Below are 22,092 nucleotides of genomic sequence, written 5' to 3'. Positions count from 1 at the left end.
GGGGCTGCGGCGAGCGGCGGCCGGGGCTGCGGCGAGCGGCGGCCGGGGCTGCGGCGAGCGGGGGCGTGCAGCTGCTGTGGCGGGGGCTCCGCGCGGAAGTTCAGCGGCCGTCGCGCCACGCCACGAGCGACCTGACCAGGTCGAGCGGGTAGTCGGGGCCATTCACGCCCACGGTGAACAGGCTGACACCCTCCGCGTGGAGGGCATCAGCCTTGCGCCGGGCGTCGTCGGCGGACTCGGCGCCACCGAGTTCGGTCGAGCGCTCGATCTCGTTCGGGTCTCGGCCCACGTCCGCACAGTGCTGCGCGAGCACAGCCGACTTGTGGCGGTAGGTCTCCACATCCATGAACGAGTGCCAGATGTCGGCGTGACGGGCCACATGCCGCAGCGTCTTCTTCTCGCCACCGCCGCCGAGGAGCACGGGTATATCCCGCGTCGGGGCGGGCGTGAGCTTGGCGAATCGTTGCTCGATCCGCTCCAAGGAGTGGCCGAGGTCGTCGAGGCGGGAGCCTTTAGTGCCGAACGGATATCCGTACCCGACGTAGTCCCGCTCGAACCACCCGCCCCCCAGCCCGAGGATCAGCCGCCCGCCCGAGATGTGGTCGACGGTCCGGGCCATGTCGGCCAGCAGGTCGGCGTTTCGATAGGTGTTACAGGTGACGAGCGCGCCGATCTCGACACGCTCGGTCTGCTCGGCCCAGGCGGCCAGCATTGTCCAGCACTCGAAGTGGGCGCCGTCGGGGTCCCCGTAGAGCGGGAAGAAGTGATCCCAGTTGAAGACCACGTCGACGCCCGCGTCTTCTGACCTGCGCACGGCGTCGCGGATCAGCGCGTAGTCGGGGGCGTGCTGCGGTTGGAGCTGGACGGCAATGCGGGCCGGGCGTTCGGAGGTAGAGCTCATGCGCCCCATTGTGGGGCGTCGCGCCGTGGTGCGCATCCACTCGGGCGAGCCCGCCGGCTGACGGGCTCGCGGCCGACGGGTTCGAGGCCGCGGTTACAGCCCGAGCGTCTTGCCGATGATGTCGCGCTGGACCTCATTGGTGCCGCCGTAGATGGTGGAGACCACGGCCTGGCGGACGAGGCGTTCCATCCCGTACTCGGTGGCGTACCCGTACCCGCCCATGGATTGCATGCACTCGAGCGTCACTCGCTTGCTCAATTCCGACGCCTTGAGCTTGGCCATGGATGCCTCGCGCGGGAACAGGGCACCGGGGTCGGACTCGTCGACCTTCTTGGCGACCGCGTAGACGAGCAGGCGGGTGGCCTCGATCTCGGTGGCCAGGTCGGCCATCCGATGGCGGATGACCTGGAAGGTACCGACGGGGCGACCGAACTGTTCGCGTTCCTTGATGAACGCGAGGCAGTCGTCAAACGCGCGCTGGGCTATGCCGAGCTGCATGGCGGCGAGGATGAGTCGCTCGATGTTGAGGCCGGTCATCAGCTGCCCCCAGCCGCCACCGACCTCGCCCACCACGGCGTCGGCGGGGAGCCGGACGTCAGTGAAGTAGAGATCGTTGACCTCTTTGCCACCCATGGTCTCGATCCCGGTGATCTGCAGACCCTCGATGTCGGCGGGCACGTCGAACATGGTGATGCCCTCGTGCTTCTTGCCGGACGAGTCGGTACGCGCGACGAGCAGGATCCGGTCCGCGAAGTGCGCGTTGGAGCACCAGGTCTTCTGGCCGTTGATCACCCAGTTGTCGCCGTCGCGCTCGGCCTTGCACCGCAGGGCGGCGACATCGGAGCCCGCGCCCGGTTCAGACATCGAGATGGACAGGGTGCCTCCGCTGACGACCAGTTCAAGGGCGCGCTTGCGCTGCTCCTCCGTCCCGAACTTCTGGAACGCTGCGGCCGTGATGAGGGTGGGGCCGATGCCACCGATGGGGGCCAGGCCACGCAGCGAGTGCTCGAGCAGCAGGCACAGTTCCACGGCGCCGGCGTCGGAGCCCCCGTACTCCTCGGGGACGGTCAGCCCCAGCCACCCGAGTTCGGCCATCTTGGCGTAGATCTCCGGTGAGTGGGTCCCGCCCTCCGTGGTGAGATCCCGGCGCTTCTCGACGCTGCCGACCTCACGGGCACAGAAGTCATCGATGGATTTGGCGAAGTCACGCTGCTCTTCGGTGAGGATGTCGAACACTTCTGGCCTCGGTTTTCTGTGGGTGGTTGTGCGGGCATCGGCAACTCGGCGTCAGGGGAGTGCACACTGGTCTACTGTGATGCGTATCACGCCACGCTACATCAGATATATGTGATCGGAACCGAGAGGACTCCAGATGACGACCACAGAGCCCGGCAAGACCGGACCGACGTTCGCGAGCCTGGACCCCCGCGACGGCACGGTCCTCGCCGAGTACCCGATCGCCGGTCGCGAGGAGGTCGCGCTGGCCGTGGAGCGCGCCCGTGCTGCGGCCCGCTGGTGGGCAGGTCAGGGCCCGCGGGGGCGCCGCGAGTGGCTGCTGGAGTACAAGCGGGCGATCTCAGCGCGGGCCCCGGAGTTGGCCTCCCTGATATCGGCCGAGACCGGTAAGCCGGACGAGGACGCGACGCTCGAGATCATGCTCGCTGTGAGCCATCTGGAGTGGGCTGCCAAGAACGCAGACCGCGTTCTTCGTCGTCGTCCCGTCTCGGCCGGTCTCCTCATGGGCAACCAGGCGGCCTATGTCGAATACCAGCCCTACGGCGTGGTCGGCGCGATCGGACCGTGGAATTACCCGGTGTTCACCCCGATGGGCACGCTGTCCTACGCCATGGCAGCGGGCAACGCGGTCGTGTTCAAACCCAGCGAGCTCACGCCGGGTGTGGGCGTCTGGCTGGCGGAGGTGTGGGACTCCCTCGGCGCCTCCCAGCCGCTCATCCAGACCATCACCGGGGACGGTTCGACCGGGAACGCCCTGTGCAAGGCGGGCGTCGACAAGCTCGCGTTCACCGGCTCCGCGGCGACGGGCCGTAAGGTCATGGCGGCCTGTGCGGAGACGCTCACCCCCGTCGTCATCGAGGGCGGCGGCAAGGACGCCCTCCTCATCGATAGGGATGCAGATCTCGACGCGGCCGCCGAGCAGGCGGTGTTCGGTGCGATGGGCAACGCGGGTCAGACCTGTGCCGGCGTTGAGAGGATCTACGTCCACCGGGATGTCCACGAGGCGTTCGTCAACAAGTTCACGGCACGGGTTCGAGCCCTGACCCCGGGTAACAGCACCTCCTCCAGCTACGGGCCCATGACGCTGCCGGCGCAGGTCGACATCATCCGCCGACACGTCAAAGACGCGATCGCCCGTGGTGGGAAGGCGGTCCTCGGAGGGGAGGAGTCGGTGGGCGAGCGGGTCGTCGAGCCGGTGGTCCTGGTGGACGTCCCCGAGGATTCCACCGCGATCACCGAGGAGACGTTCGGGCCGACCGTTGTCATCAACCCGGTCGCTGACCTCGAGGAGGCCGTGGAGAGGGCTAATGCCGGCAGTTACGGACTCGGCGGGTCCATCTTCACGGGCAACAAAAAGCGGGGCCTGGCCCTGGCCGGAACCCTCGACGTGGGCATGGTGTCCGTCAACTCGTTCCTCGCTTTTGCGGGCATCCCCGCGTTGCCGTTCGGCGGCTCGGGCGACTCGGGCTTCGGCCGCATCCACGGAGCTGACGGGCTGCGCGAGTTCGCCCGCCCCAAGGCCATCACCGCGCAGAGGTTCCCGTCCCCGCTCAATCTCATGACCATGACCCGCAAGCCGCGCGACATCAAGATCGTCAAGTGGATGCTCGCCAACGTCCAGGGAAAGTTGTGATGTGACATGACCGCCACCGCGTCCAGCGCCACCGCGTTCGGTGACGACGCGCCGGATCCGAGCCGGGAGAGGACGACGACGACGAGGCCTGCGACCGCCGGGCGGCCGCCCGTGCCAGGGGTGTTCGGACTGATCCCGGCGAACATGATCACAGACCCGGCGGAGGAGCACCCTCTCACCGCGCGCGTACCGCTCAGGCCCGGTCGTTGGTACTGGCGCGATCTCATCGCGACTCTGGATCCGGTCCGGGACGCGGCGGAGATCCACCGCATCACCTTCGCGTACGAGTTCCCGTGGGACTACCAACGGGCCTTGGAGCTGGCCCTGTACCGGACCTACTGCATCCCGTCGGTGTCGGCGGTGCTGGAGGAGGCTGGCCAGTTCCGGGATCACCCGCAGAAGCGGTACGACGACACCGGGCTGCTGATGTCGGAGTTGATCGAGCACGGGTACGACTCGCCGCGGGGTAAGGAGGCGCTGCGGGTGATCAACCGCCAGCACGCGCGGTATGAGATCACGAACGACGACATGCTCTATGTTCTGTCGACCTTCATCTACGAGCCGCTCGAGTGGATCGACTCGATCGGCTGGCGTCGGCTGCACCCCAATGAACGACTCGCGGCGTTTCACTTCTACCGGGCGGTCGGCGAGCGTATGCGGATCAAGGACATCCCCGAGAACATCGGGGAGTTCCGGCGTTGGCGTGACGACTACGAGGCCCGCACGATGCGCTACGACCGGAACAACGAGCTGATCGGCACGTACACGCTCGACCTCATGTGTTCCTGGTATCCCGAGGCGGTCCGGCCGGCGGTCCGCAAGGTGGTGCTCTCGCTGGTCGACGACGACATGACGCGGGCATTCGGGTTCCCGTGGCAACCGCCCGCTAGACGGAAGGCTGCCTTCGGGGCGCTGCGGGCACGGTCGAAGCTGGTGCGCTGGCTGCCGGTCCGCCGCCGTGAACTCGGAGCCCGCGCGATAGAGAACCAGACTTATCCCGGTTACCCCACCGGCTACCGGCCCGCGGACCTGGGAGCGTGCCCCATCCAGCCGCGTGACCGGACAAATTCTTGCCCTATTCCGCACGAGGAGGCCCGATGACCGCGACCGGACGCGACGCCCTCAACGTCGAACGCGACGACCTCGGTGTGGTGACGATCAGCATTAATCGACCCGACCGGATGAATGCCCTCGACCACGCCACAGTCACCGCGTTGACCGCCGCCATCGGCGAGCAGAGCACGGATCCTGACACCCGGGTCATCATGCTCACTGGCGAGGGCGGGGCCTTCACCACCGGAGCCGACCTGCAGGCGGCCAGGGAAGGCGGCGACGACGCGCCCAGTCCCGCCGAGACGATGGAAGGCGCTGCGGCGCTGGTCCGCGCGGTGCTCACCACTCCGGTTCCGGTGATCGCGGCCGTGGCCGGGCCTGCGGCCGGGGTGGGGGTCTCGCTGGCGCTCGCCGCGGACCTGGTCCTGATGTCCGAGGACGCCTACCTGCTGTTCGCGTTCACCAACATCGGCCTCATGCCCGACGGCGGGGCCAGCGTGCTGCTACCGGCCGCCGTCGGACGGGCGATCGCCTCCCGCATGCTGTTGCGCGGTGACGCGGTGTCCGCCGCGGAGGCGCGCGACGTGGGCCTCACGATGGAGGTCTACCCGACCGCGGAACTCCAGGCCACTGCGGCCAAGCTCGCCCGACGTCTGGCGCGGGGGCCGCGACGCGCCCTGGAACTCACCAAGCGGGCCATCACCGGGTCGACGTTGGCCGAGCTGGACGCCGCACTGGCCCGGGAGCACGAGGGCCAGTGCGAGCTGCTCGTGTCCGCCGACTTCGCCGAGGGCGTGTCCTCGATTCTCGAGAAGCGCCGCCCGAACTTCTCCTGAAACCACCCTCGCTCGCACGACTGCTGACGTACCCCCCACGAAAGGCGGAGACCATGACCACTGCCACCGATCCCATCGCCCAGCTCCACGCGGCGCGCCGCAATACCTGGAACACGTGGGTCGCCACCCACGCCGAGATGAAGCCCGACTCAGAGGCGCTGCGCTTCCTGGGCCAGACCACCACATGGCGGCAACTGCACGATCGCAGCAACCGCTTCGCTGACGCCTTGGCGCGCCGAGGGGTCGGTAAGGGCGACCGGGTCATGCTCATCACGCTCAACAATCCCGAGTTCATCGAGGCCGTGCTGGGGATCAACGAGCTGGGCGCTATCGCGGTCCCGGTGAACTTCCGCCTCACCCCGGCCGAGCTCGCCTACCTCGTCAGCGACTGCACCCCGAAGGCCGTCGTCACGGACGCGATGCTCGCCCCACTGGTGGGGGCCATCCGAGCTCAGGGCGAGGAGCCGGGGGAGCACTTCGTCATCGGAGGCGAGTCCGGGACGGAAGGTCAGACCGCCTACTCCGATGCGATCGCTGAGGAGGGCGCGCCCCACGAGCCGATCGACGTTCCCGAGGACACCACCGCGCTCATCGTCTACACCTCCGGAACGACTGGCCGGCCCAAGGGTGCGATGCTCTCCTACGAGAACCTCACCGCTCAATCCCTCACCTGCATCCGGATATTCCGGATGTTCGACGAGGAGGGGCGCTCGCTGTTGGCCGCACCGATGTTCCACATCGCGGCACTCGGCTCGATCGCGCCGGGTCTCCAGCTCGGCGGGGCGACGGTGGTCCATCCCTTGCAGGCCTTTGACCCGGCCGCGGTACTGGACACCCTCCAGGAGGAGAAAATCACCAGCGTCTTCCTTGTGCCGGTGCAATGGCAGGCGGTCTGCGCTGAGCAGCAGGCGCGGCCCCGCGACCTGGTCCTGCGCAACATCTCGTGGGGCGCGGCCCCGTCCACGGATACGATTCTGCGCGCCATGTCGGAGACGTTCCCCGATGCGCTGAACTGCGCGGTGTTCGGACAGACGGAGATGAGCCCGATCACCTGCGCCCTCGACGGCGATGACGCGCTCCGCAAACTCGGCTCCGTAGGGAAGGTCATCCCGACGCTCCAGGCACGGGTGCTCGACGCCTTCGGCGAGCCCGTCGGCCCAGGTGAGGTCGGCGAGATCGTCTACCGGGGCCCCACCACCATGTCCGGGTACTGGAACAAGCCCAAGGAGACCGCCGAGGCATTCGAGGGCGGCTGGTTCCATTCGGGCGACCTGGTCCGTATGGACGAGGAGGGGTTCGTCTACGTCGTGGACCGTAAGAAGGACATGATCATCTCCGGAGGCGAGAACATCTATCGCGCTGAGGTGGAGAACGTCATCGCGGGCCATCCCGGTATCCGCGAGGTGGCCGTCATTGGCCGCAAGGACGACAAGTGGGGCGAAATTCCGGTCGCCGTGGTCGCGCAGAACGAGCAGCAGGGCGCCGACCTCACCCTCGAAGAGCTCAACGACTGGCTGCGGGACAAGCTCGCAGGCTTCAAGCAGCCCAAGCACCTGGTCCACGTGGACGAGCTGCCCCGCAACGCCAGCGGCAAGGTGGTCAAGGGTGCGTTGCGCTCCGAGCACGGCACGGTGGGGGTGTAGTCCGGGCGGGCTACCCGGGCACGCTAACCGGGCGGGCCCCGGAGATGTCCGGGAGCGGACGCGGAGTTGGTGTTCAGGCCTCCGCCGTGAGGTTCTGCTCTCGGTCGTCATCCCAGACACCGGCTCGCTCGAGGTGCTCGATGAGCAGTGTGGCCCCGTCCGCGAACTCGGCGTCCACCACCGTGTGGGCGGCCGCGAGGTCACCCTTTCGCAGCGCATCGAGCATCCGGCGGTGGTCCTCGAGGGCACCCGCCCGCCACTTGGGATCCTCGGCGTACAGCCGGTAGGGGACGTAGCGGGCGGCGTTGGACAGGAATCGCGAGATCTTGTCCGAGCGGGAAGTCCGGTTGATAAATCGATGGATGGCGTACTCGGCGCGCACCACCTCGTCGGTATCGCCGGCTGCGGAAGCGGACTCGAAGTCGTCGATGAGACGGGCGTGGGTCTCGAGCGAGTCAGCGTCGTATCGCGTGATGGCCCGGTTGACGATCCGCTTGGCCAACGTTGCCTGCAACCAGAAGATGTCCTCGATGTCCTGCCGACTCATCGGGGAGACCAGGTAGCCGCGTCGGGGGACCAGGTCGACCAGCCCCTCCCCGCGGAGGGTGAGCAACGCTTCGCGGACAGGGGTCACGCTCACCCCGAGGGCGAGGGCAGTCTCGTCGAGTCGGATGAAGTCTCCGGGCCGGATCTCGCCGCTCATGATCCGGATCCGTACGTGGTCTGCGACCTCTTCCGAGAGCTGGGGGCGCTGCGCGAGGCGCATGGGGGGCACGTCCGCCACCTCGTTCCAGGAGAAGGAGCGTCCACCGGGGCGTCGACGACGCTCAACCAAAATACGATATATCCGTAGCGGCTCACACTACCCCGGTCGGAATGTGCCTCGGTCGGAATGCGGTCGCTGCCCCACGGGATTCACGTGAAACATCTCGGCATCGCGCCAGCGTATCCGGCGCCGGGTGCGCTGCCGGATTGTCCGCTGGCCCCGGCCCCGGCCCCGGCCCCGCCCAGCCCAGCCCGCCCGGCCCGCAGCCCGCCTGCGTCCCGCATGCACTCCGACCGAGTCTTGGCCGGGCTGAATGAGCGCTGCGCCAGCGCATCGCCTGCTGGATACGCTGCGGGTGTGACCCGCGCTGGCTGTGTGGTCCAGACTCGCAGCGTAAGCCGCTGAAACGTGTGCACACCGGGCGCGTAAGCCGAAGCGCCAGCGTATCCGGCGCCGGGTGCGCTGCCGGAGTGCCCGCAGGCCCCCGGCACCGCCCAGCCCGCCCTCGGCAGCTGCCGGGTGTGCTGCCGGATTGCCCGCTCGGCCGCGCGTCTGCGGCCGAGCCTGCGTACAGGGCCGCGACCCGCCCAGCTCCCGGCCCCGGCGCCGCCCGCGAGCAGCCGTCAGCCCGCCACCCGACCGCGCCGACCCAATCACGCCGACCCGACCGCGCCGACCTAATCGTGCCGAGGCTCTGCGCGCAGACTCCCGGCAGGCGAGACTGGATACATGACCTCATCGGAAAACCGTCCCGCCGTCCACACCGAGCGCCGGGGCCACGTCCTGCTCGTGACAATCGACCGGCCCGAAGCCCGCAATGCCGTCAACGGCGAGGTCAGCACGCTGCTCGGCAACGCCCTGCACGAGGCGGACACCGATCCCGAGATCCGGGTCGTGGTGATCACCGGCGCAGGCGAGAAGTCGTTCTGCGCGGGGGCCGACCTCAAGGCAATCTCCAAGGGCGAGGACATCTTCCCGGCGGAGAACCGGCAGTGGGGATTCGCGGGGATGATGCAGCACTACGTGTCGGTGCCCGTGATCGCCGCGGTCAACGGCACGGCCCTGGGCGGGGGTTGCGAGATCGCCCTGGCCTGCGATCTCGTGGTGGCCGCCGACCACGCGATGATCGGGCTGCCGGAGGTCAAGCGCGGGCTCATCGCTGCCGCCGGTGGTGCATTCCGGCTGCCGGAGCAGTTGCCCCACCGGGTGGCCATGGAGATGATCCTCACCGGCGAGCCGATCTCGGCCGAGCGGGCGCTTGAACTCCACCTGATCAATCGGGTCGTCCCCGCTGATCGACTGCTCGACACCGCGCTCGAACTAGCCGACAGCATCGCGTCCAACGCGCCACTGTCTGTTCAGGGCAGCAAGCGCGTGGCACTCGGGATCACCGACGGCGAGCGTCCGTCGGAGGTCGACAAGTGGAAGCTGAGCGACACGGAGATGATTAACGTGATGACCTCAGAGGACGCTGCGGAGGGGCCGCGGGCCTTCGCTGAGAAGCGCGCCCCGGTGTGGAAGGCACGCTGAATCGGACCCCGATTAGAGCTGACCCCGGCCCCGCCTGACGGCTGACACGGGTCCCGCCTGGCAGCTGAGGCGGGCCCCGGCCGCGAGCGGCACCGCCCCCACCGGATGCGAACCGGCGTGCCGGGTCCTAGCGTGATCGCCCATGCGCGACACACAACGATGGATCAGGGTTGAAGAGGAACTCCACCTCGTCGATCTGCGGACCCGACGACCGGTTCGCCGCGCACCAGAGGTGCTCACGACACTGGACGCTACCGCCGACACTGCAGCGCCAGGGATCGACGCGGCGACGGCACACCATGGGGCGCTGGTGGTCTCCGGCGCGGGGTCGCACACCGGTCTCGAGGATCTCGCAGGCGCACTCCGGCGTAACCGTGCAGCTCTGGGTGGGGCTGCACAGGAGCACGGCGTCGGGATCGTGGCGGCGGGCTCCCTCGCCTCCCCGGGGGTGGAGTTCGATCTGGCCCCGGGAGAGGCCCACCCGGCGCCGGGCCACGAGTCCCAGACCCGGGCGGCCGCCCGCTTCTCCGTGGTGGTGGAGGTCGCCGACGCGGACGAGGCGCAGTACGTCGCTCGTCGTGCGGTGGCGGTGGCGCCGATCCTGCTGGCGATGAGCGCGAGCTCGCCCTACTGGGCCGACGGAACCGACTCCGGGTACGCCTCCACCCGAACCTTCGAAACCCGGTGGTCGCCGGCGCACGTCACGGCCTTCGCCTCGGACACCGTCGAGGGCATGCTCGCCGCGGCGGACGAACTCGTGGGCACCGGCGTGGTCGCGGGACGCGAGGCGATCGGGGTCGACATCCGGCCGTCCCGGGACGGAGACGGGGTGGAGTTCCGGGCATGCGATTCCTGCAGCACCGTGGACACCCTCGTCGTCGTCGCCGCTCTGTTCCGCGCGACCGTCGACGCCCTCCTGGACGATCGCGCCCGCGGGGCCCAGGCGTGGGAGGACCCGTCCCCGGCGGTTCTGGACGCGGCGTTCTGGCGCGCGGCGCGATCCGGGCTTGAGGGAGATCTCGTGGACGTGGTCACCGGACGACCGCGGCCGGCCACCGAGGTGCTGGTGGATCTCGTGACCGACCTCGAGGCGCGCATTGAGGCGACCGGCGAAGCCGACCTGGTCCGGGACCTCCTCGACGGCGTCCGCGCCACCGGTACCTCTGCCGCCAGGCAACGATCGGCGCACCGTCGTCGCGGCCGCCGGAAAGACGTGGTGGCGGTCCTGCTCGCGGAGACCTCCGGTCGGCTGCGACCGCGCGCGATTTCAGACGACAAGGGCATGCGGTCGATGCTCGCCGCGTATTCGCCGCTGGGCGAGGCCGTGACCGAGGACGTGCATGACGAGGCGATCACCGCGGATGGTGCTCCCCGGCCCGAGTACGTGGACGTGCTCAAAGCGGTCGCCGACCTCGGGCCCAAGGAGCTCTGCCAGCGGAAGGACGGCGTCGACGAGCGGCTGCGGGGCCTGGGGATCACCCTCAAGGTCTACGGCTACGACACGCCGCAGGTCTACCCGCTGGATCCCGTGCCGCGCATCGTGCCCGCGGACCAGTGGGAGCGGATCTCGGCGGGCCTTGAGCAGCGCGCCCGTGCGCTGGAGATGTTCCTCCAGGACATCTACGGGGCCGGGGAGATCACGCGCGCGGGCGTCGTGCCGATCGAGGCCCTGCAGCGTGCGCCCGGGTTCCGGCCCACCGGTCGCGCGGTACCGGAGGGGATGCTGCACGCGCCGGTGTGTGGCGCGGATCTGGTCTCGACGGGGCCGGGCGAGTGGATCGTCCTCGAGGACAACCTGCGGATGCCGGGCGGGCTGGCCATGTCGGTGGCGCTGCGGGACCGCACCGCTGAGGGCTACCCGGAATTCGGTACCCGGTCGAAGGTGCACGACCCTCGCGCCGGTCTGGAGATGCTGGGCACGACGTTGCGCGCGGCTGCGCCGGCCGGCGTCGACGACCCCGAGATCACGGTGGTGGTGGCCGAGGACGAGCTGGAGGCGTTCGACCTCATCGCCGCCGCTGAGGCGGTGGGCGCCGCGGTGGTCACCCCGGACGCGCTGGTCACCGAGGGCGGGCGACTGTTCCGCGACGACGACGACGAGGGCCGCCATCCGATCAACGTACTTTACGTCCGTATGGACGAGGAGATACTGCTGTCGTCGGAGGGCTCGGACGGTGCACGCCTGCGGCAGGGGCTGCTCGACGCTATGGCGGCGGGGGCGGTCTCGGTGGTGAACGCGCCCGGCAACGGAGCTGCAGACGACAAGGCCATCTACGCGCGGGTCCCGCAGATCATTGACTTCTATCTCGGTGAAAAGCCCCTGATCGGACAGGTCGACACGTACGTGTGCGCGGATCCGGACCAGCGCAGGCTGGTGCTGGACCGCCTCGGTGAACTGGTGGCCAAGCCGATCGACGGGTACGGGGGATCCGGCATCACGGTCGGCCCAGAATGCTCCCCGCGTGAACTCGACGTACGTAGAGACGAGATCAAGCGCAACGGCGAACGGTTTGTCGCACAGGAAGTGCAGTCACTGTCCACGCTGCCGACCTTCGACGGACGAGAGTTGCAGCGACGCCACGTGGACATGCGGGCGTTCATCATGCTCAACCGGGGCGAGACCGGGGAGATCATTGCCCAGGCCCCGCCGGTCGCCATGACACGCGTCGCCCCGGCGGGCACGATGGTGGTCAACGCCTCCAGCGGAGGGGGAGGAAAGGACACCTGGATCCACCGTGCCTGACACCACCGCACCTGACTTCACCGAGACCACAGAGGAAACCGAGTCCCGCGACGTCGCGGGGCCGCCGGATGACGCCGTCGGCCCCGGCCGCGTCCGCCACACGAGTTCGCCCTGCCTGTCCCCGGACGGTTCGATGCTGGCCTGCGTGGTCACCGAACGGGCCGGGTACCCGCGCGCGGTGCAGCGTCCGCTCGGCCCGGGTGGGCTCGACGGCGCGGGACCCGAGCGCGACGTCGTGCTGCCGATCGAGGGCCCTGTCCGAAGAGTTTCCTATTCGCCCAACGGCACATGGTTGGCCTGTGAGGTGGCGCCGGATGGTGGCGAACGTGATCGGATATTTTTGGTAACCACCGATCCCGAAGACCGCAGTGCCCGGGCGGTGGAGACCTGGGGCGACGCCACCGTGAGGATTGTCGGCTGGGACGGCGAGTTGCTCGCGGTCACGGCTTTCGATGCCGAAGGCGTGGCCGAGGGCAGGCTCGTCGACCCGGAGACGGGTGAGGCCACCGTGGTCGATCGCCGCATGGGAGGCGCGCTGGTCCATGTCAGTGACGGAGCCGCCCTGTTCCGGGTTGGCGCCCGCGGCAACCGTGAACTGCTGCGCATCGTTCCCGACGGTCGGTGGTGGCCACTCCTGCCCGTCGACACGGGGGCCACGACCGACGCCGGGGTGATCCTCGATGCCGGCGGGCCCGAGCGGCCGATGCGCATGGTGGTGCGCAGCGACCATTCCGCTGACCGGACCGGGCTGCTCGCGGTCGAGTCCGGAGAGGACGGCACCTACTCGTGGCCCCTGGCCTTCCGGCCGAACGCGGACCTGGACACGATCGAGGTCAGCCTCGATCGTTCAACCGCTGTCCTGCTGTGGAACGTGCGCGGAGGGCTCTCGGAGCTGGAGGTCCTGGACCTGCGGGCCGACCGCCCACGGGTGATCGCCAGACCCCCACTATCGGACGTGGTGGCCTCGGCACCCACAGTCACGGCCGACGGCAGTCTGCTGGCCGTGACGGTCGAGAGCCTCGACGAGCCTCCTCGGGTGGTCCTGTACGACGTGGTCTCCGGTCGCTGGTCAGGCCCCGGCCCCCACGAGCCGGACCCAGTGCCCGAGCTGGTCCGGTTTACTGCCCGCGATGGTCTGGAGATGAGCGGATGGTTGTACCGCTCTGATCCGGCCGGTGAGCCCGCTCCCACCGTCGTGCACCTGCACGGCGGTCCGGAGGGACAGTCGCGGCCCGGTTACAACGACGTCGCCCTGCGTTTGCTGGATGCCGGGGTGACCGTCTTCGCACCTAACGTCCGGGGTTCCACCGGGTTCGGGCGATTCTTCAGTCACGCCGACGACCGGTACGGACGGTTCGCCGGGATCGACGACGTCGAGGACGCGCTGCTGCATCTCGTGGACGAGGGAATCGCCGACCCGGATCGGGCGGTGGTCTCGGGCCGCTCGTACGGCGGGTACCTCGTCAACGCCACGCTGGTGCGCCATGCGGGCCGGTGGAGCGGCGGAATCGCGGCGTGCGGGATGAGCGACCTGCGGACCTTCTACCGCGACACCGAGCCGTGGATTGCCGCGGCCGCCTACCCGAAGTACGGCGACCCGCTGCAAGAGCAGGAGCTGCTCAGGGAGGCCTCGCCGCTCCGCCGTTTCCGGCGGGTGGATGTGCCGATGTTGTTCGTCCACGGGGCTCACGACACGAACGTTCCGGTCAGCGAGACCGAACAGGCCGCCCAGGCGCTGCGCGAACGGGACGTACCGGTGGACGTGCTCCTGTTCGAGGACGAGGGTCATGAGTTCGTGAAATTGGCCAACCGTCAGCTGCTGGGTGATCGGGTGGTCCAGTTCTGTCAGGAGGTGTTCGATGCTCGGGCGAGGGAAGGCCGATAGCACGACCAAGAAGAGGGATCCGGACGAGTTCGACGAGCGGTTGTCCCGGTGGCGGCGCCACATCCACGCGAATCCGGAACTGTCGTTCGAAGAGACCGAGACCACGGCATTCATTGCCGAGGAGCTCAAGAAACTGGGGCTCAAGCCTCAGAGGTTCAACCTGGGCACCGGGCTGTGGTGTGACGTACCGGCCGCCGATGACGCCCCCGCGAAGGACGTCGTCGCCCTGCGCGCCGACATCGATGCCCTACCGATGTCGGAGGAGTCCGGCGAGTCGTTCTCCTCGGAGGTCGAGGGCGTCAGCCACTCCTGCGGGCACGATGGGCACACAGCGATGCTCCTCGGGGCTGCCGAACTCCTGGTGGCCGACCCGCCGCCGCGTCCGATCCGCCTGATCTTCCAACCCGCGGAGGAGACCATGCCCGGCGGGGCCAAGACCTGCGTCGAGGAGGGCGTGGTCAAGGGTGTCGACCGAATTCTGGCGCTGCATTGCGATCCCCACCGCGAGGTCGGAGAGGTCGGCGTGACCGCCGGACCGATCACCTCGTCCAACGCCAAGATCGGCGTCCACGTGTATTCGGACGGCGGGCACACCGCCCGTCCGCACGAGACGCAGGACACGGTCCACGCCCTCGCGCAGATCGTCCTCGGTCTGGGAAGCGCGATCGACCGCCGCACCGATCCCCGCTCAGGAACCGTCCTGACCTGGGGCTCCGTGAACGCCGGCGGCTCCGCGCCCAATGTCATCCCGGATGCCGGCGAATTGTGGGGGACGCTGCGCAGCGCCGACCGCGAGGTCTGGGCCACGGTCGAGCCGGTCGTACGTGAGTCAATCGAGCACCTGGCAGCGCTGTACAAGATTCGCGCCGAGGTTGACTATGTCCAGGGCGTGCCGCCCGTGGTCAACGACGCCGAATGCGCGGAGCTTGCCGCGCAGGCCGTGGAATCCGTGCTCGGGCCCGAGGGCGTGGGCACTGCGGATCAGTCCAGCGGTGGCGAGGACTTTGCCTGGTACACCGAGGAGATCCCCGGCGTCTACCTGCGGTTGGGCGTGTGGGACGGCGAATCCGAGGAGACGGATCTGCACCATCCGGCGTTCGTGCTCGACGAGCGCGCGCTGGCCCACGGTGCCCGAATCTTTGACGCGTTCGCCCGCCTCCACCGCGCGGAGTGACCCCCGACGCCCGGAGCGACCCGCGAGTTCCGCTGCCGACCGTGCACCCCGGGCTGTGCGACCTTCGCTGCGCTGTGCGCTGTGCGCCCGGGCGTCGCGGCGAGCATTCTCGCAGCGCGACCCCGGCCGCTTACGCTGCCCCCTCGACCTACGCTGCGTGTCTGGCCCGTTTTCGCAGCGTAACCCGGGGTGGTGCGTACATTCACGCAGCGTGGGTCACAGTCGCAGCGAGACCGGCGGCAGTTGCGCTGCGCTGCTGCCCGTGCCGCCAGTAATCGCCCACCCCGAACCTCGTCAGCGCACGGTGATGGCGGCGTCGCCGGCGGGCACCAGCTCTCCGATCACGGTCCCTCCGGGGATCTCCCCGGCCACGAGCAGTCCGCCCGAGGTCTGGGCGTCGGCGAGCAGGAGCAGTTCGTCCTCACTCACTCCGCTGTCGAGGTGCGGTCGCACCCAGTCGAGGTTGCGCCGCGTCCCGCCGCTGACAAAACCGTCGGCGAGCGCCTGACGGGCACCCGCGAGATAGGGGACCGCGGCCGAGTCGATGACGGCGGAGACCCCGCTGGCCCGGGCCATCTTGTACAGGTGGCCGAGTAGGCCGAACCCGGTGACATCGGTCGCGCACTCGACCCCGGCCGCCAGAGCCTCACGGGAGGCCACGTCGTTGAGGCGGGTCATGGTCTCGATCGCTTCCCGGCTCATCTCTCCTGTGTTCTTGTGCCGGCTGTTCAGCACACCGATGCCCAGTGGCTTGGTGAGCGAGAGCGGCACCCCGGCACGCCCGGCGTCATTGCGCAGTAGTCGATCCGGGTCCGCGATGCCGGTGATCGCCATGCCGAACTTGGGCTCCGGGTCGTCGACACTGTGACCGCCCGCCACGTGGCAACCTGCGGCGCCGGCCACCTCCTGTGCGCCCCGCAGCACCTCACCGGCCATCTCATATGGAAGCACGTCCATCGGCCAGCACAGGAGGTTGATCGCGACGATCGGGGTGCCGCCCATCGCGTAGACGTCCGAGAGTGCGTTGGCCGCGGCGATGCGACCCCAGTCGTAAGGGTCGTCGACGACGGGCGTGAAGAAGTCGGCCGTGCTGATGACCGCCTGCCCGCCGGCGATGCGGACCGCGGCCGCGTCGTCGCCGTCGTCGAGTCCCACGAGCAGTTCCGCGGCAGGCTCGCGCACGGTGGCGCCGACGAGAGCCGAGACGACGCTTTCGAGCGCGCCCGGCGGGATCTTGCAGGCACATCCTCCGCCGTGGGCATACGAGGTGAGCCGGGCGATGGGGGAGGCGGGATCGGTGGCCATGACCCGACCTTAATGACGTGGGCTGGATCGGTGGGCGCGGTCGGGGATGACCGCCTAGTCTCGTGGGGGCAGGGAGGCGTCCGGGCACCTGGTGGTCCCCGCGGTCTTCAAAACCGACGTGGCCGAGTATCTCGGTCAGGCGGGTTCGATTCCCGTCCGCCTCCGCCACACACGACTCCAGCACACACGACTCCAGCACACACGACTCCAGCACACACGCTCCAGCACACACAACGAGGGGAACCGACGATCGCCGAGCAGCCGCGCGAGGGGACGCCGTCGACCGATCCGCGCCGACTCATCCCGTCGACCGATGTCCTGCTCCGCGATCCCCGGCTCGCCGACGCGGTTGCGGGCTTGGGACACGCGCTGGTCAAGGCCGAGATCCGCCGCGCGCAGGACTCGGCTCGAGCAGGGGCGCTGCCGGCCGGCGAGATTGTCGACGCCGTCGTGGATGCACTGCCCACCGCGCCCGTCACGCTGACCCGGGTCCTCAACGCCAGCGGCGTTCTCCTGCACACCAACCTGGGGCGGGCACCGCTGTCGGACGCTGCGATCCGGGCGCTCGCCGAGGCCGCGGGGACCAACGACGTGGAGTTGGATCTGACCACCGGGCGACGGGGAAAGCGGGGCCGCGGCGCGCTCGACGCACTGCGGGCGGCGGTCCCGACGGCGGGCGACGTCCACGTGGTCAACAACGGCGCGGCCGCCCTCGCCCTGGCAGCGACCGCACTCGGCGGACCAGGCCGGACGATCGTCATCGCACGCGGCGAGATGGTCGAGATCGGCGACGGCTTCCGCCTGCCCGAGCTGCTCGAATCCACCGGAACCCGGCTACGCGAGGTCGGCACCACCAACCGCGTCAACGCGGGCGACTACGCCCGAGCGATCGACGACACCACGGCGTTCGTCCTCAAGGTCCACCCGTCCAACTTCGTGGTAACCGGGTTCACCTCGACCGTCCAGCCCGCCGAGCTGCGGGACATCGGCGTGCCGCTGGTGGTGGACATCGGGTCGGGCCTGCTCGGGCCCCACCCCGCGCTGCCGGACGAGCCGGACATCACCACCACACTCGCCGCGGGCGCCGACCTCGTCACCGCGAGCGGGGACAAGCTGCTGGGAGGTCCGCAGGCCGGGGTGCTGGCCGGCGACGCCGACCTCGTACACCGGCTGCGTCGACACCCGCTGGCCCGCGCGCTGCGGGTCGACAAGCTCACCCTGGCTGCTCTCGAGGCGACTCTGCGTGGCCCGCGTCCGCCCGTCGTCGCGGGTCTCGAGGCCGACCCCGCCGCGCTGTGGGATCGTGCCGAGCAGATCGCCGGACATTTGCGAGAGGCTGGCCTCGACGCAGAGGCCGTGCGGTCGGTCGCCGCGGTCGGTGGCGGGGGAGCTCCCGGCGTCGAGCTGGCGAGCGCCGCGGTGTCCCTGCCCGAGCGCTACGCGGAGGTGCTGCGCGCGTCACGCCCCGCCGTCCTGGGGCGCGTGACCGACGGCCGGTGCCTGCTGGATCTGCGCGCACTACCCAGTGGTGACGACGACGAGCTCGGTCGGCTGGTGCTCCGGGCGGCGGCACTCGCCTGATGTTCGTCGTCGCCACCGCCGGCCACGTCGACCACGGCAAGTCGACCCTCGTACGCGCGCTGACCGGCGAGGAGCCCGACCGGTGGGACGAGGAACGACGGCGCGGGCTGACCATCGATCTGGGGTACGCCTCGACCACCCTCGACGGCGGCCGCACGGTCGCCTTTGTCGACGTCCCCGGTCACCGGAGGTTCGTCGCCAACATGCTGGCCGGAATCGGGCCCGTGCCCGCGGTGATGTTCGTCGTGGCCGCGGATGACGGATGGATGCCGCAATCCGCCGAGCACCTCGACGCCCTCACCGCGCTGCGGGTCCGGCACGGAATTCTTGTCATCACCCGCAGCGATCTGCTGGATCCGCAGCTCGCGCTCGCCGAGGCGCGGGAGGCCATGGCCGGGACACCGCTCGCGGACGTGCCCGCGGTGTGCGTCTCGGCTGTCACGGGAGAGGGCATGGATGCCCTACGCGCCGAGCTCGCCCGGCTGGGCACGCTGCTGCCAGAGCCCGACCTGGGCGCTGATGTGCGGCTCTGGGTGGACCGGTCGTTCACCATCGGCGGCGCCGGCACAGTCGTCACCGGCACGTTGTCCGCGGGGACGATGCGTACGGGCGATGCGCTGGAGCTGGGTCCCGGCGGGCTGCAGGTCACCGTGCGGGGCCTGCAGTCTCTCGGACGGCCGCGGGACGAGGTGTCCGCGGTGGCACGGATCGCCGTCAATCTGCGAGGAGTGCCGGCAGGCGATATCCCGCGCGGCAGCACCCTGCTCACCCCTCGTCGGTGGCGTGCGGTCAGCACCGTCGATGTTCGGGTCGACGGGGTGGCGCAGGAGCTGCTGGAGCAGGTCATGGTGCACGTCGGATCCGTCGCGACCGCCGCGCACGTGCGGCCGTTCGATGCGGGTCACGCGCGACTCGCGCTGGCGGACCCACTGCCGCTGCGCGCGGGGGACCGGCTCATCCTGCGCGAACCGGGCGCAGACCGGATTCCGTCCGGCGCTGTTGTACTGGACCCGGCCCCGCCGCCGCTACGACGCCGCGGCGCGGCCCGTCGCAGATCCGATGAGCTGGCAGCGATCCCGGAGACGCCGGACCTGGTGTCCGAGTTGCGGCGCCGAGGCGTGGTCCACGTCGACGACCTGCGCGCGTGGGGCGTGCCCGTCCCGCCCACCACCGAGGCGCATCGCGGCTGGGTGATCGACCCGGACCATGTCGCCGGCCTCGCGACAACACTGGTCGGGGCCGTCCGCGAGCACGACCGCGACGACCCCCTCGAGCCCGGCCTGACCACGGAGGCCGCTCGCCGGGCACTCGAAATCCCGGACGCCGCCCTGATCACCGCAGTCCTCGACCACCCGGCGGCGGCGTCGCTCCGAGCCGAGGGCGGCAGGGTCGTCGACGGAGACGGCCCGGGCTTGCCCACGGCGGTCCGCGCGGCGGCGGAGGCACTGGCCGAGCGGTTCCGGCTCACGCCGTTCGACGCGCCGACCGCCGACGAGCTGGCAAAACTCGAGCTCGGGCCGAGAGAGCTCGCCGCGTGCGAACGGGCCGGGCTGCTCACCGGCGTCGGTGCCGGAGTGTGGCTGGGCGCGGACGCGGTGAACGACGCAGCCCGGCGGCTGCGTCAGTTACCGCAGCCCTTCACCCCGAGCAGCGCTCGCACCCACCTGGACACCTCGAGGCGCGTCGTGATGCCCCTGCTCGAGCTGCTCGCCGCGAGCGGGCTCACTCGCCGGGAGGGCGACGACGGCCACGTCGTCAGCTGACCCTGCCCTCGCGCACCTGGTCCGCGTAGTCCTCGCCGCCCCCGCGGGCGTCACGCCGCTCGCGCTGCGGGATCACGACGTACTTCGGGTCCTCGGTCGACGCCATCCCGGCGTGGAACACCGCCCACCGGGTGCACGCCGACCCCGCCGCGAGCGCGACACCCGCCACGGCGGACATCACACGATTGCGACGGCCGAGCACCGCACCCACCGCGCCGGCGGCTGTGAGGACCTGAGCGGCCCGGTGATACGCCCCGGCCCGGCCCTCGTGCAGCGGCTCCACCGCGATCCCCATCGAACGCTGCATAACCTGGTCGGCTGCGAGCTCGAGAGCAGCACCGCCCACGGCGAACCGCCGGGCGGGGCCCGTTTCATGGAGGGGGGCGAACACCAGGCCCAGCCCGCCTGACGCGGCCGCGGCGCTGCCGACAAAGACGAACGGCAGCTCCCGGCGGGCGGCGCTCCAGCTGGGAGCAGCGGTGTCGGTGAGCAGCACTGCCGTGTAGGACGCGACGGCCGGTGCCACGAGCGCGGCGACGATCCCGGCCGGCCGCGACGCGCGGATGATGAGGTCGGTGGGCAGGCGCCGCGCCAGCCGGTCGGGCAGCAGCGGGACGATCTCCTGCCCCAGCGCCAGGCCCGCGAACGGGCCGTAGGCCGACAGGATCCAGGTGCCCACGCTCATCGGCGACGTGAGCTTGAGGACCCGCAGCATGTGGTGGAAACGTTCCGGGCGTCCGAGGTCTCGGACGAGGTAATACAGGCTGCCGGTGATCCCGCCGAGCGCGATGATGCGGGCCGAGCGGCGCTGGCGCGGCAGGCCCGCGAGGTCAGCACCGGCCGCGAGTAGCGACGAGCCGCCGGCGAGACCGCCGAGGAAGAGATAGGCGGCGATGTCGTACTTCCACGGCGGGGCCTTGACGATGGGCTTGCCGTAGTACGACTGGAACTCCGCGTCCGGCACCATGAGCTGCTCGCGGCCCCTGCGCCTGCGGCGCCCGCCCGGACGCGGCGAACGACCCGCCGCGGTCACCTCTCCGAGCGGATCTTCGCCCCGGGTGGCCATCAGGACCCGCCCCCCGCGGCGAAGGCGGCCACCGCACCGCCGAGCAGGGCCACCCCGGCCAGGGCGGCCTGGCGCCACATCGCGCCCACGTGGCGCGTCGAGACGACCGGGTCCGGCGGCAGTCCGTACACCTCCGGGTCGTCCAGCAGTAGGAAGAACGCCCCTGTGCCGCCGACGCCGTTGCGAGAGTCGTGCCCGTAGAGCTGCGCGTTCGGCTCGCCGGCCTCGACCAGCTGGTCCAGGCGTCCGGCCGCGCGCTCGCGGAGCTCGTCGAGGTCACCGAACTGAATCGAATCGGTGGGGCACGCCTTGGCGCAGGCGGGCGTCTGGCCCTCTGTCAACCTGTCGTAGCAGAGCGTGCACTTCTGCGCGATCCCCACGGCAGGGTCGCCCGCAGGGCCCGAGCGGCGCTCGATCACGCCGTACGGGCACGCGCTCACGCAGTAGCCGCAGCCGTTGCATATATCGCTCTGCACCACCACGGTGCCGAACTCGGTGTGCATCAGTGCTCCGGTCGGGCAGACGTCCACGCACGCTGCGTGTGTGCAGTGCTTGCAGACGTCCGACTCCATAAGCCACCGGAAGTCGGTGCCCTCGGGGGCCTCCGGCGTCATGCCGGGCAGGGTCGCGGTCGGCAGACCCAGGTCGACGGGAACGGAGCCACCGGTGCCGGCGTCCTGGGACGGGCTCCCCGCCGCCGGGCGGGCCGGCACCTCCTGTTCGATGAACGCGACGTGGCGCCAGGTGGACGCACCGAGCGACCCGGTGTTGTCGTACGAATTACCGGTGAGCTCGAGGCCGTCGGAGGGGATGAGGTTCCACTCCTTACAGGCGACCTCGCAGGCCTTGCACCCGATGCACACGGAGGTATCGGTGAAGAAGCCCTTGCGGGGCGGCGGGTCCTGGTACCCGTTGTCGCGGGCCGGGCCGGACTCGCCGAAGAAGGACCGGCCGAGGTCGGACAGGAAGGCGGACAT

Annotated in this window: 16 protein-coding genes and 1 tRNA gene; 11 read left to right on the top strand and 6 right to left on the bottom strand. The window is 70.0% G+C overall.

Features of this window, described 5'->3' with window-relative positions; genetic code table 11:
* Positions 1 to 100: 100 nt before the first annotated feature.
* Both ON04_RS00255 and ON04_RS00250 read right to left on the bottom strand, forming a co-directional pair.
* Positions 101 to 901: an LLM class F420-dependent oxidoreductase gene (locus ON04_RS00255; protein WP_010539556.1), complete on the bottom strand. Its 801-nt coding sequence runs from the start codon at positions 899 to 901 to the stop codon at positions 101 to 103.
* Positions 902 to 994: 93 nt separating this feature from the next.
* Complete coding sequence (locus ON04_RS00250; protein WP_010539555.1) at positions 995 to 2,137, bottom strand: acyl-CoA dehydrogenase family protein; 1,143 nt, start codon at positions 2,135 to 2,137, stop codon at positions 995 to 997.
* 136 nt (positions 2,138 to 2,273) lie between these two features.
* Between ON04_RS00250 and ON04_RS00245 the strand changes: the two genes are divergently transcribed.
* From ON04_RS00245 to fadD5, 4 genes are read left to right on the top strand one after another with little or no spacing between them, the layout of a single operon-like run.
* Entirely contained in the window at positions 2,274 to 3,770 is a 1,497-nt protein-coding gene (locus tag ON04_RS00245; protein WP_010539554.1) for an aldehyde dehydrogenase family protein, read from the top strand.
* A gap of 6 nt (positions 3,771 to 3,776) precedes the next feature.
* Complete coding sequence (locus ON04_RS00240; RefSeq protein ID WP_010539553.1) at positions 3,777 to 4,871, top strand: oxygenase MpaB family protein; 1,095 nt, start codon at positions 3,777 to 3,779, stop codon at positions 4,869 to 4,871.
* A complete protein-coding gene (locus ON04_RS00235) occupies positions 4,868 to 5,659 on the top strand; it encodes an enoyl-CoA hydratase-related protein (RefSeq protein WP_010539552.1) in 792 nt (263 codons plus the stop codon). The genes ON04_RS00240 and ON04_RS00235 overlap by 4 nt, the downstream gene beginning before the upstream one ends.
* Positions 5,660 to 5,712: 53 nt before the next feature.
* Complete coding sequence (fadD5, locus tag ON04_RS00230; protein WP_010539551.1) at positions 5,713 to 7,302, top strand: fatty-acid--CoA ligase FadD5; 1,590 nt, start codon at positions 5,713 to 5,715, stop codon at positions 7,300 to 7,302.
* 73 nt (positions 7,303 to 7,375) lie between these two features.
* Here the strand turns inward: fadD5 and ON04_RS00225 are convergent, their stop codons facing one another.
* Positions 7,376 to 8,086, bottom strand: coding sequence for a GntR family transcriptional regulator (locus ON04_RS00225; protein WP_010539550.1), 711 nt, complete (start codon positions 8,084 to 8,086; stop codon positions 7,376 to 7,378).
* Between the two features lie 711 nt (positions 8,087 to 8,797).
* On the opposite strand from ON04_RS00225, the gene ON04_RS00220 reads away from it, so the two are divergent.
* From ON04_RS00220 to ON04_RS00205, 4 genes are all read left to right on the top strand, one after another.
* On the top strand, positions 8,798 to 9,598 hold the full coding sequence (locus tag ON04_RS00220; protein ID WP_010539549.1) for a crotonase/enoyl-CoA hydratase family protein: 801 nt from the start codon (positions 8,798 to 8,800) through the stop codon (positions 9,596 to 9,598).
* Between the two features lie 142 nt (positions 9,599 to 9,740).
* Positions 9,741 to 12,341 (top strand): carboxylate--amine ligase/circularly permuted type 2 ATP-grasp protein, encoded by a 2,601-nt coding sequence (locus ON04_RS00215; protein WP_010539548.1) that lies wholly within the window; start codon positions 9,741 to 9,743, stop codon positions 12,339 to 12,341.
* Positions 12,334 to 14,226, top strand: coding sequence for an alpha/beta hydrolase family protein (locus tag ON04_RS00210; protein WP_010539547.1), 1,893 nt, complete (start codon positions 12,334 to 12,336; stop codon positions 14,224 to 14,226). Before ON04_RS00215 ends, ON04_RS00210 begins: the two co-directional genes overlap by 8 nt.
* Positions 14,201 to 15,400 (top strand): amidohydrolase, encoded by a 1,200-nt coding sequence (locus tag ON04_RS00205; RefSeq protein ID WP_010539546.1) that lies wholly within the window; start codon positions 14,201 to 14,203, stop codon positions 15,398 to 15,400. Before ON04_RS00210 ends, ON04_RS00205 begins: the two co-directional genes overlap by 26 nt.
* Positions 15,401 to 15,694: 294 nt before the next feature.
* Here ON04_RS00205 and selD read toward each other — a convergent pair whose 3' ends face one another.
* The gene (gene selD / locus ON04_RS00200; RefSeq protein WP_010539545.1) at positions 15,695 to 16,705 is read right to left on the bottom strand and encodes a selenide, water dikinase SelD; all 1,011 of its coding nucleotides are present in this window, start codon (positions 16,703 to 16,705) and stop codon (positions 15,695 to 15,697) included.
* A 72-nt stretch (positions 16,706 to 16,777) separates the two neighbouring features.
* On the opposite strand from selD, the gene ON04_RS00195 reads away from it, so the two are divergent.
* The 3 genes from ON04_RS00195 (at position 16,778) to selB (ending at position 20,049) form a co-directional block, all read left to right on the top strand.
* Positions 16,778 to 16,873, top strand: a tRNA-Sec gene (locus ON04_RS00195).
* Between the two features lie 132 nt (positions 16,874 to 17,005).
* Positions 17,006 to 18,286 (top strand): L-seryl-tRNA(Sec) selenium transferase, encoded by a 1,281-nt coding sequence (gene selA, locus ON04_RS00190; RefSeq protein ID WP_029457372.1) that lies wholly within the window; start codon positions 17,006 to 17,008, stop codon positions 18,284 to 18,286.
* Entirely contained in the window at positions 18,286 to 20,049 is a 1,764-nt protein-coding gene (selB, locus tag ON04_RS00185; RefSeq protein ID WP_010539543.1) for a selenocysteine-specific translation elongation factor, read from the top strand. The genes selA and selB overlap by 1 nt, the downstream gene beginning before the upstream one ends.
* On the opposite strand, the gene nrfD is transcribed toward selB, so the two are convergent.
* Positions 20,042 to 21,115 carry an NrfD/PsrC family molybdoenzyme membrane anchor subunit gene (gene nrfD / locus ON04_RS00180; RefSeq protein ID WP_010539542.1) on the bottom strand — a complete coding sequence of 358 codons (1,074 nt, stop codon included), beginning with the start codon at positions 21,113 to 21,115 and terminating at the stop codon, positions 20,042 to 20,044. The genes selB and nrfD overlap by 8 nt on opposite strands.
* Entirely contained in the window at positions 21,115 to 22,092 is a 978-nt protein-coding gene (locus ON04_RS00175; RefSeq protein WP_010539541.1) for a 4Fe-4S dicluster domain-containing protein, read from the bottom strand. The genes nrfD and ON04_RS00175 overlap by 1 nt, the downstream gene beginning before the upstream one ends.

It is taken from the genome of Dietzia alimentaria 72 (assembly GCF_000226215.1).
GTDB lineage: Bacteria > Actinomycetota > Actinomycetes > Mycobacteriales > Mycobacteriaceae > Dietzia > Dietzia alimentaria.
The sequence above is the reverse complement of the archived record's forward strand: the minus strand, read 5'-3'. Positions and strand labels throughout refer to the sequence as shown.

Coding starts and splice junctions, on each gene's coding strand:
- selD (WP_010539545.1), bottom strand. CDS start 16,705: ATGGCCACCGATCCCGCCTCCCCCATCGCCCGGCTCACCTCGTATGCC.
- fadD5 (WP_010539551.1), top strand. CDS start 5,713: ATGACCACTGCCACCGATCCCATCGCCCAGCTCCACGCGGCGCGCCGC.
- ON04_RS00175 (WP_010539541.1), bottom strand. CDS start 22,092: ATGTCCGCCTTCCTGTCCGACCTCGGCCGGTCCTTCTTCGGCGAGTCC.
- ON04_RS00240 (WP_010539553.1), top strand. CDS start 3,777: ATGACCGCCACCGCGTCCAGCGCCACCGCGTTCGGTGACGACGCGCCG.
- nrfD (WP_010539542.1), bottom strand. CDS start 21,115: ATGGCCACCCGGGGCGAAGATCCGCTCGGAGAGGTGACCGCGGCGGGT.
- ON04_RS00205 (WP_010539546.1), top strand. CDS start 14,201: ATGCTCGGGCGAGGGAAGGCCGATAGCACGACCAAGAAGAGGGATCCG.
- ON04_RS00220 (WP_010539549.1), top strand. CDS start 8,798: ATGACCTCATCGGAAAACCGTCCCGCCGTCCACACCGAGCGCCGGGGC.
- ON04_RS00215 (WP_010539548.1), top strand. CDS start 9,741: ATGCGCGACACACAACGATGGATCAGGGTTGAAGAGGAACTCCACCTC.
- ON04_RS00255 (WP_010539556.1), bottom strand. CDS start 901: ATGAGCTCTACCTCCGAACGCCCGGCCCGCATTGCCGTCCAGCTCCAA.
- selB (WP_010539543.1), top strand. CDS start 18,286: ATGTTCGTCGTCGCCACCGCCGGCCACGTCGACCACGGCAAGTCGACC.
- ON04_RS00245 (WP_010539554.1), top strand. CDS start 2,274: ATGACGACCACAGAGCCCGGCAAGACCGGACCGACGTTCGCGAGCCTG.
- ON04_RS00235 (WP_010539552.1), top strand. CDS start 4,868: ATGACCGCGACCGGACGCGACGCCCTCAACGTCGAACGCGACGACCTC.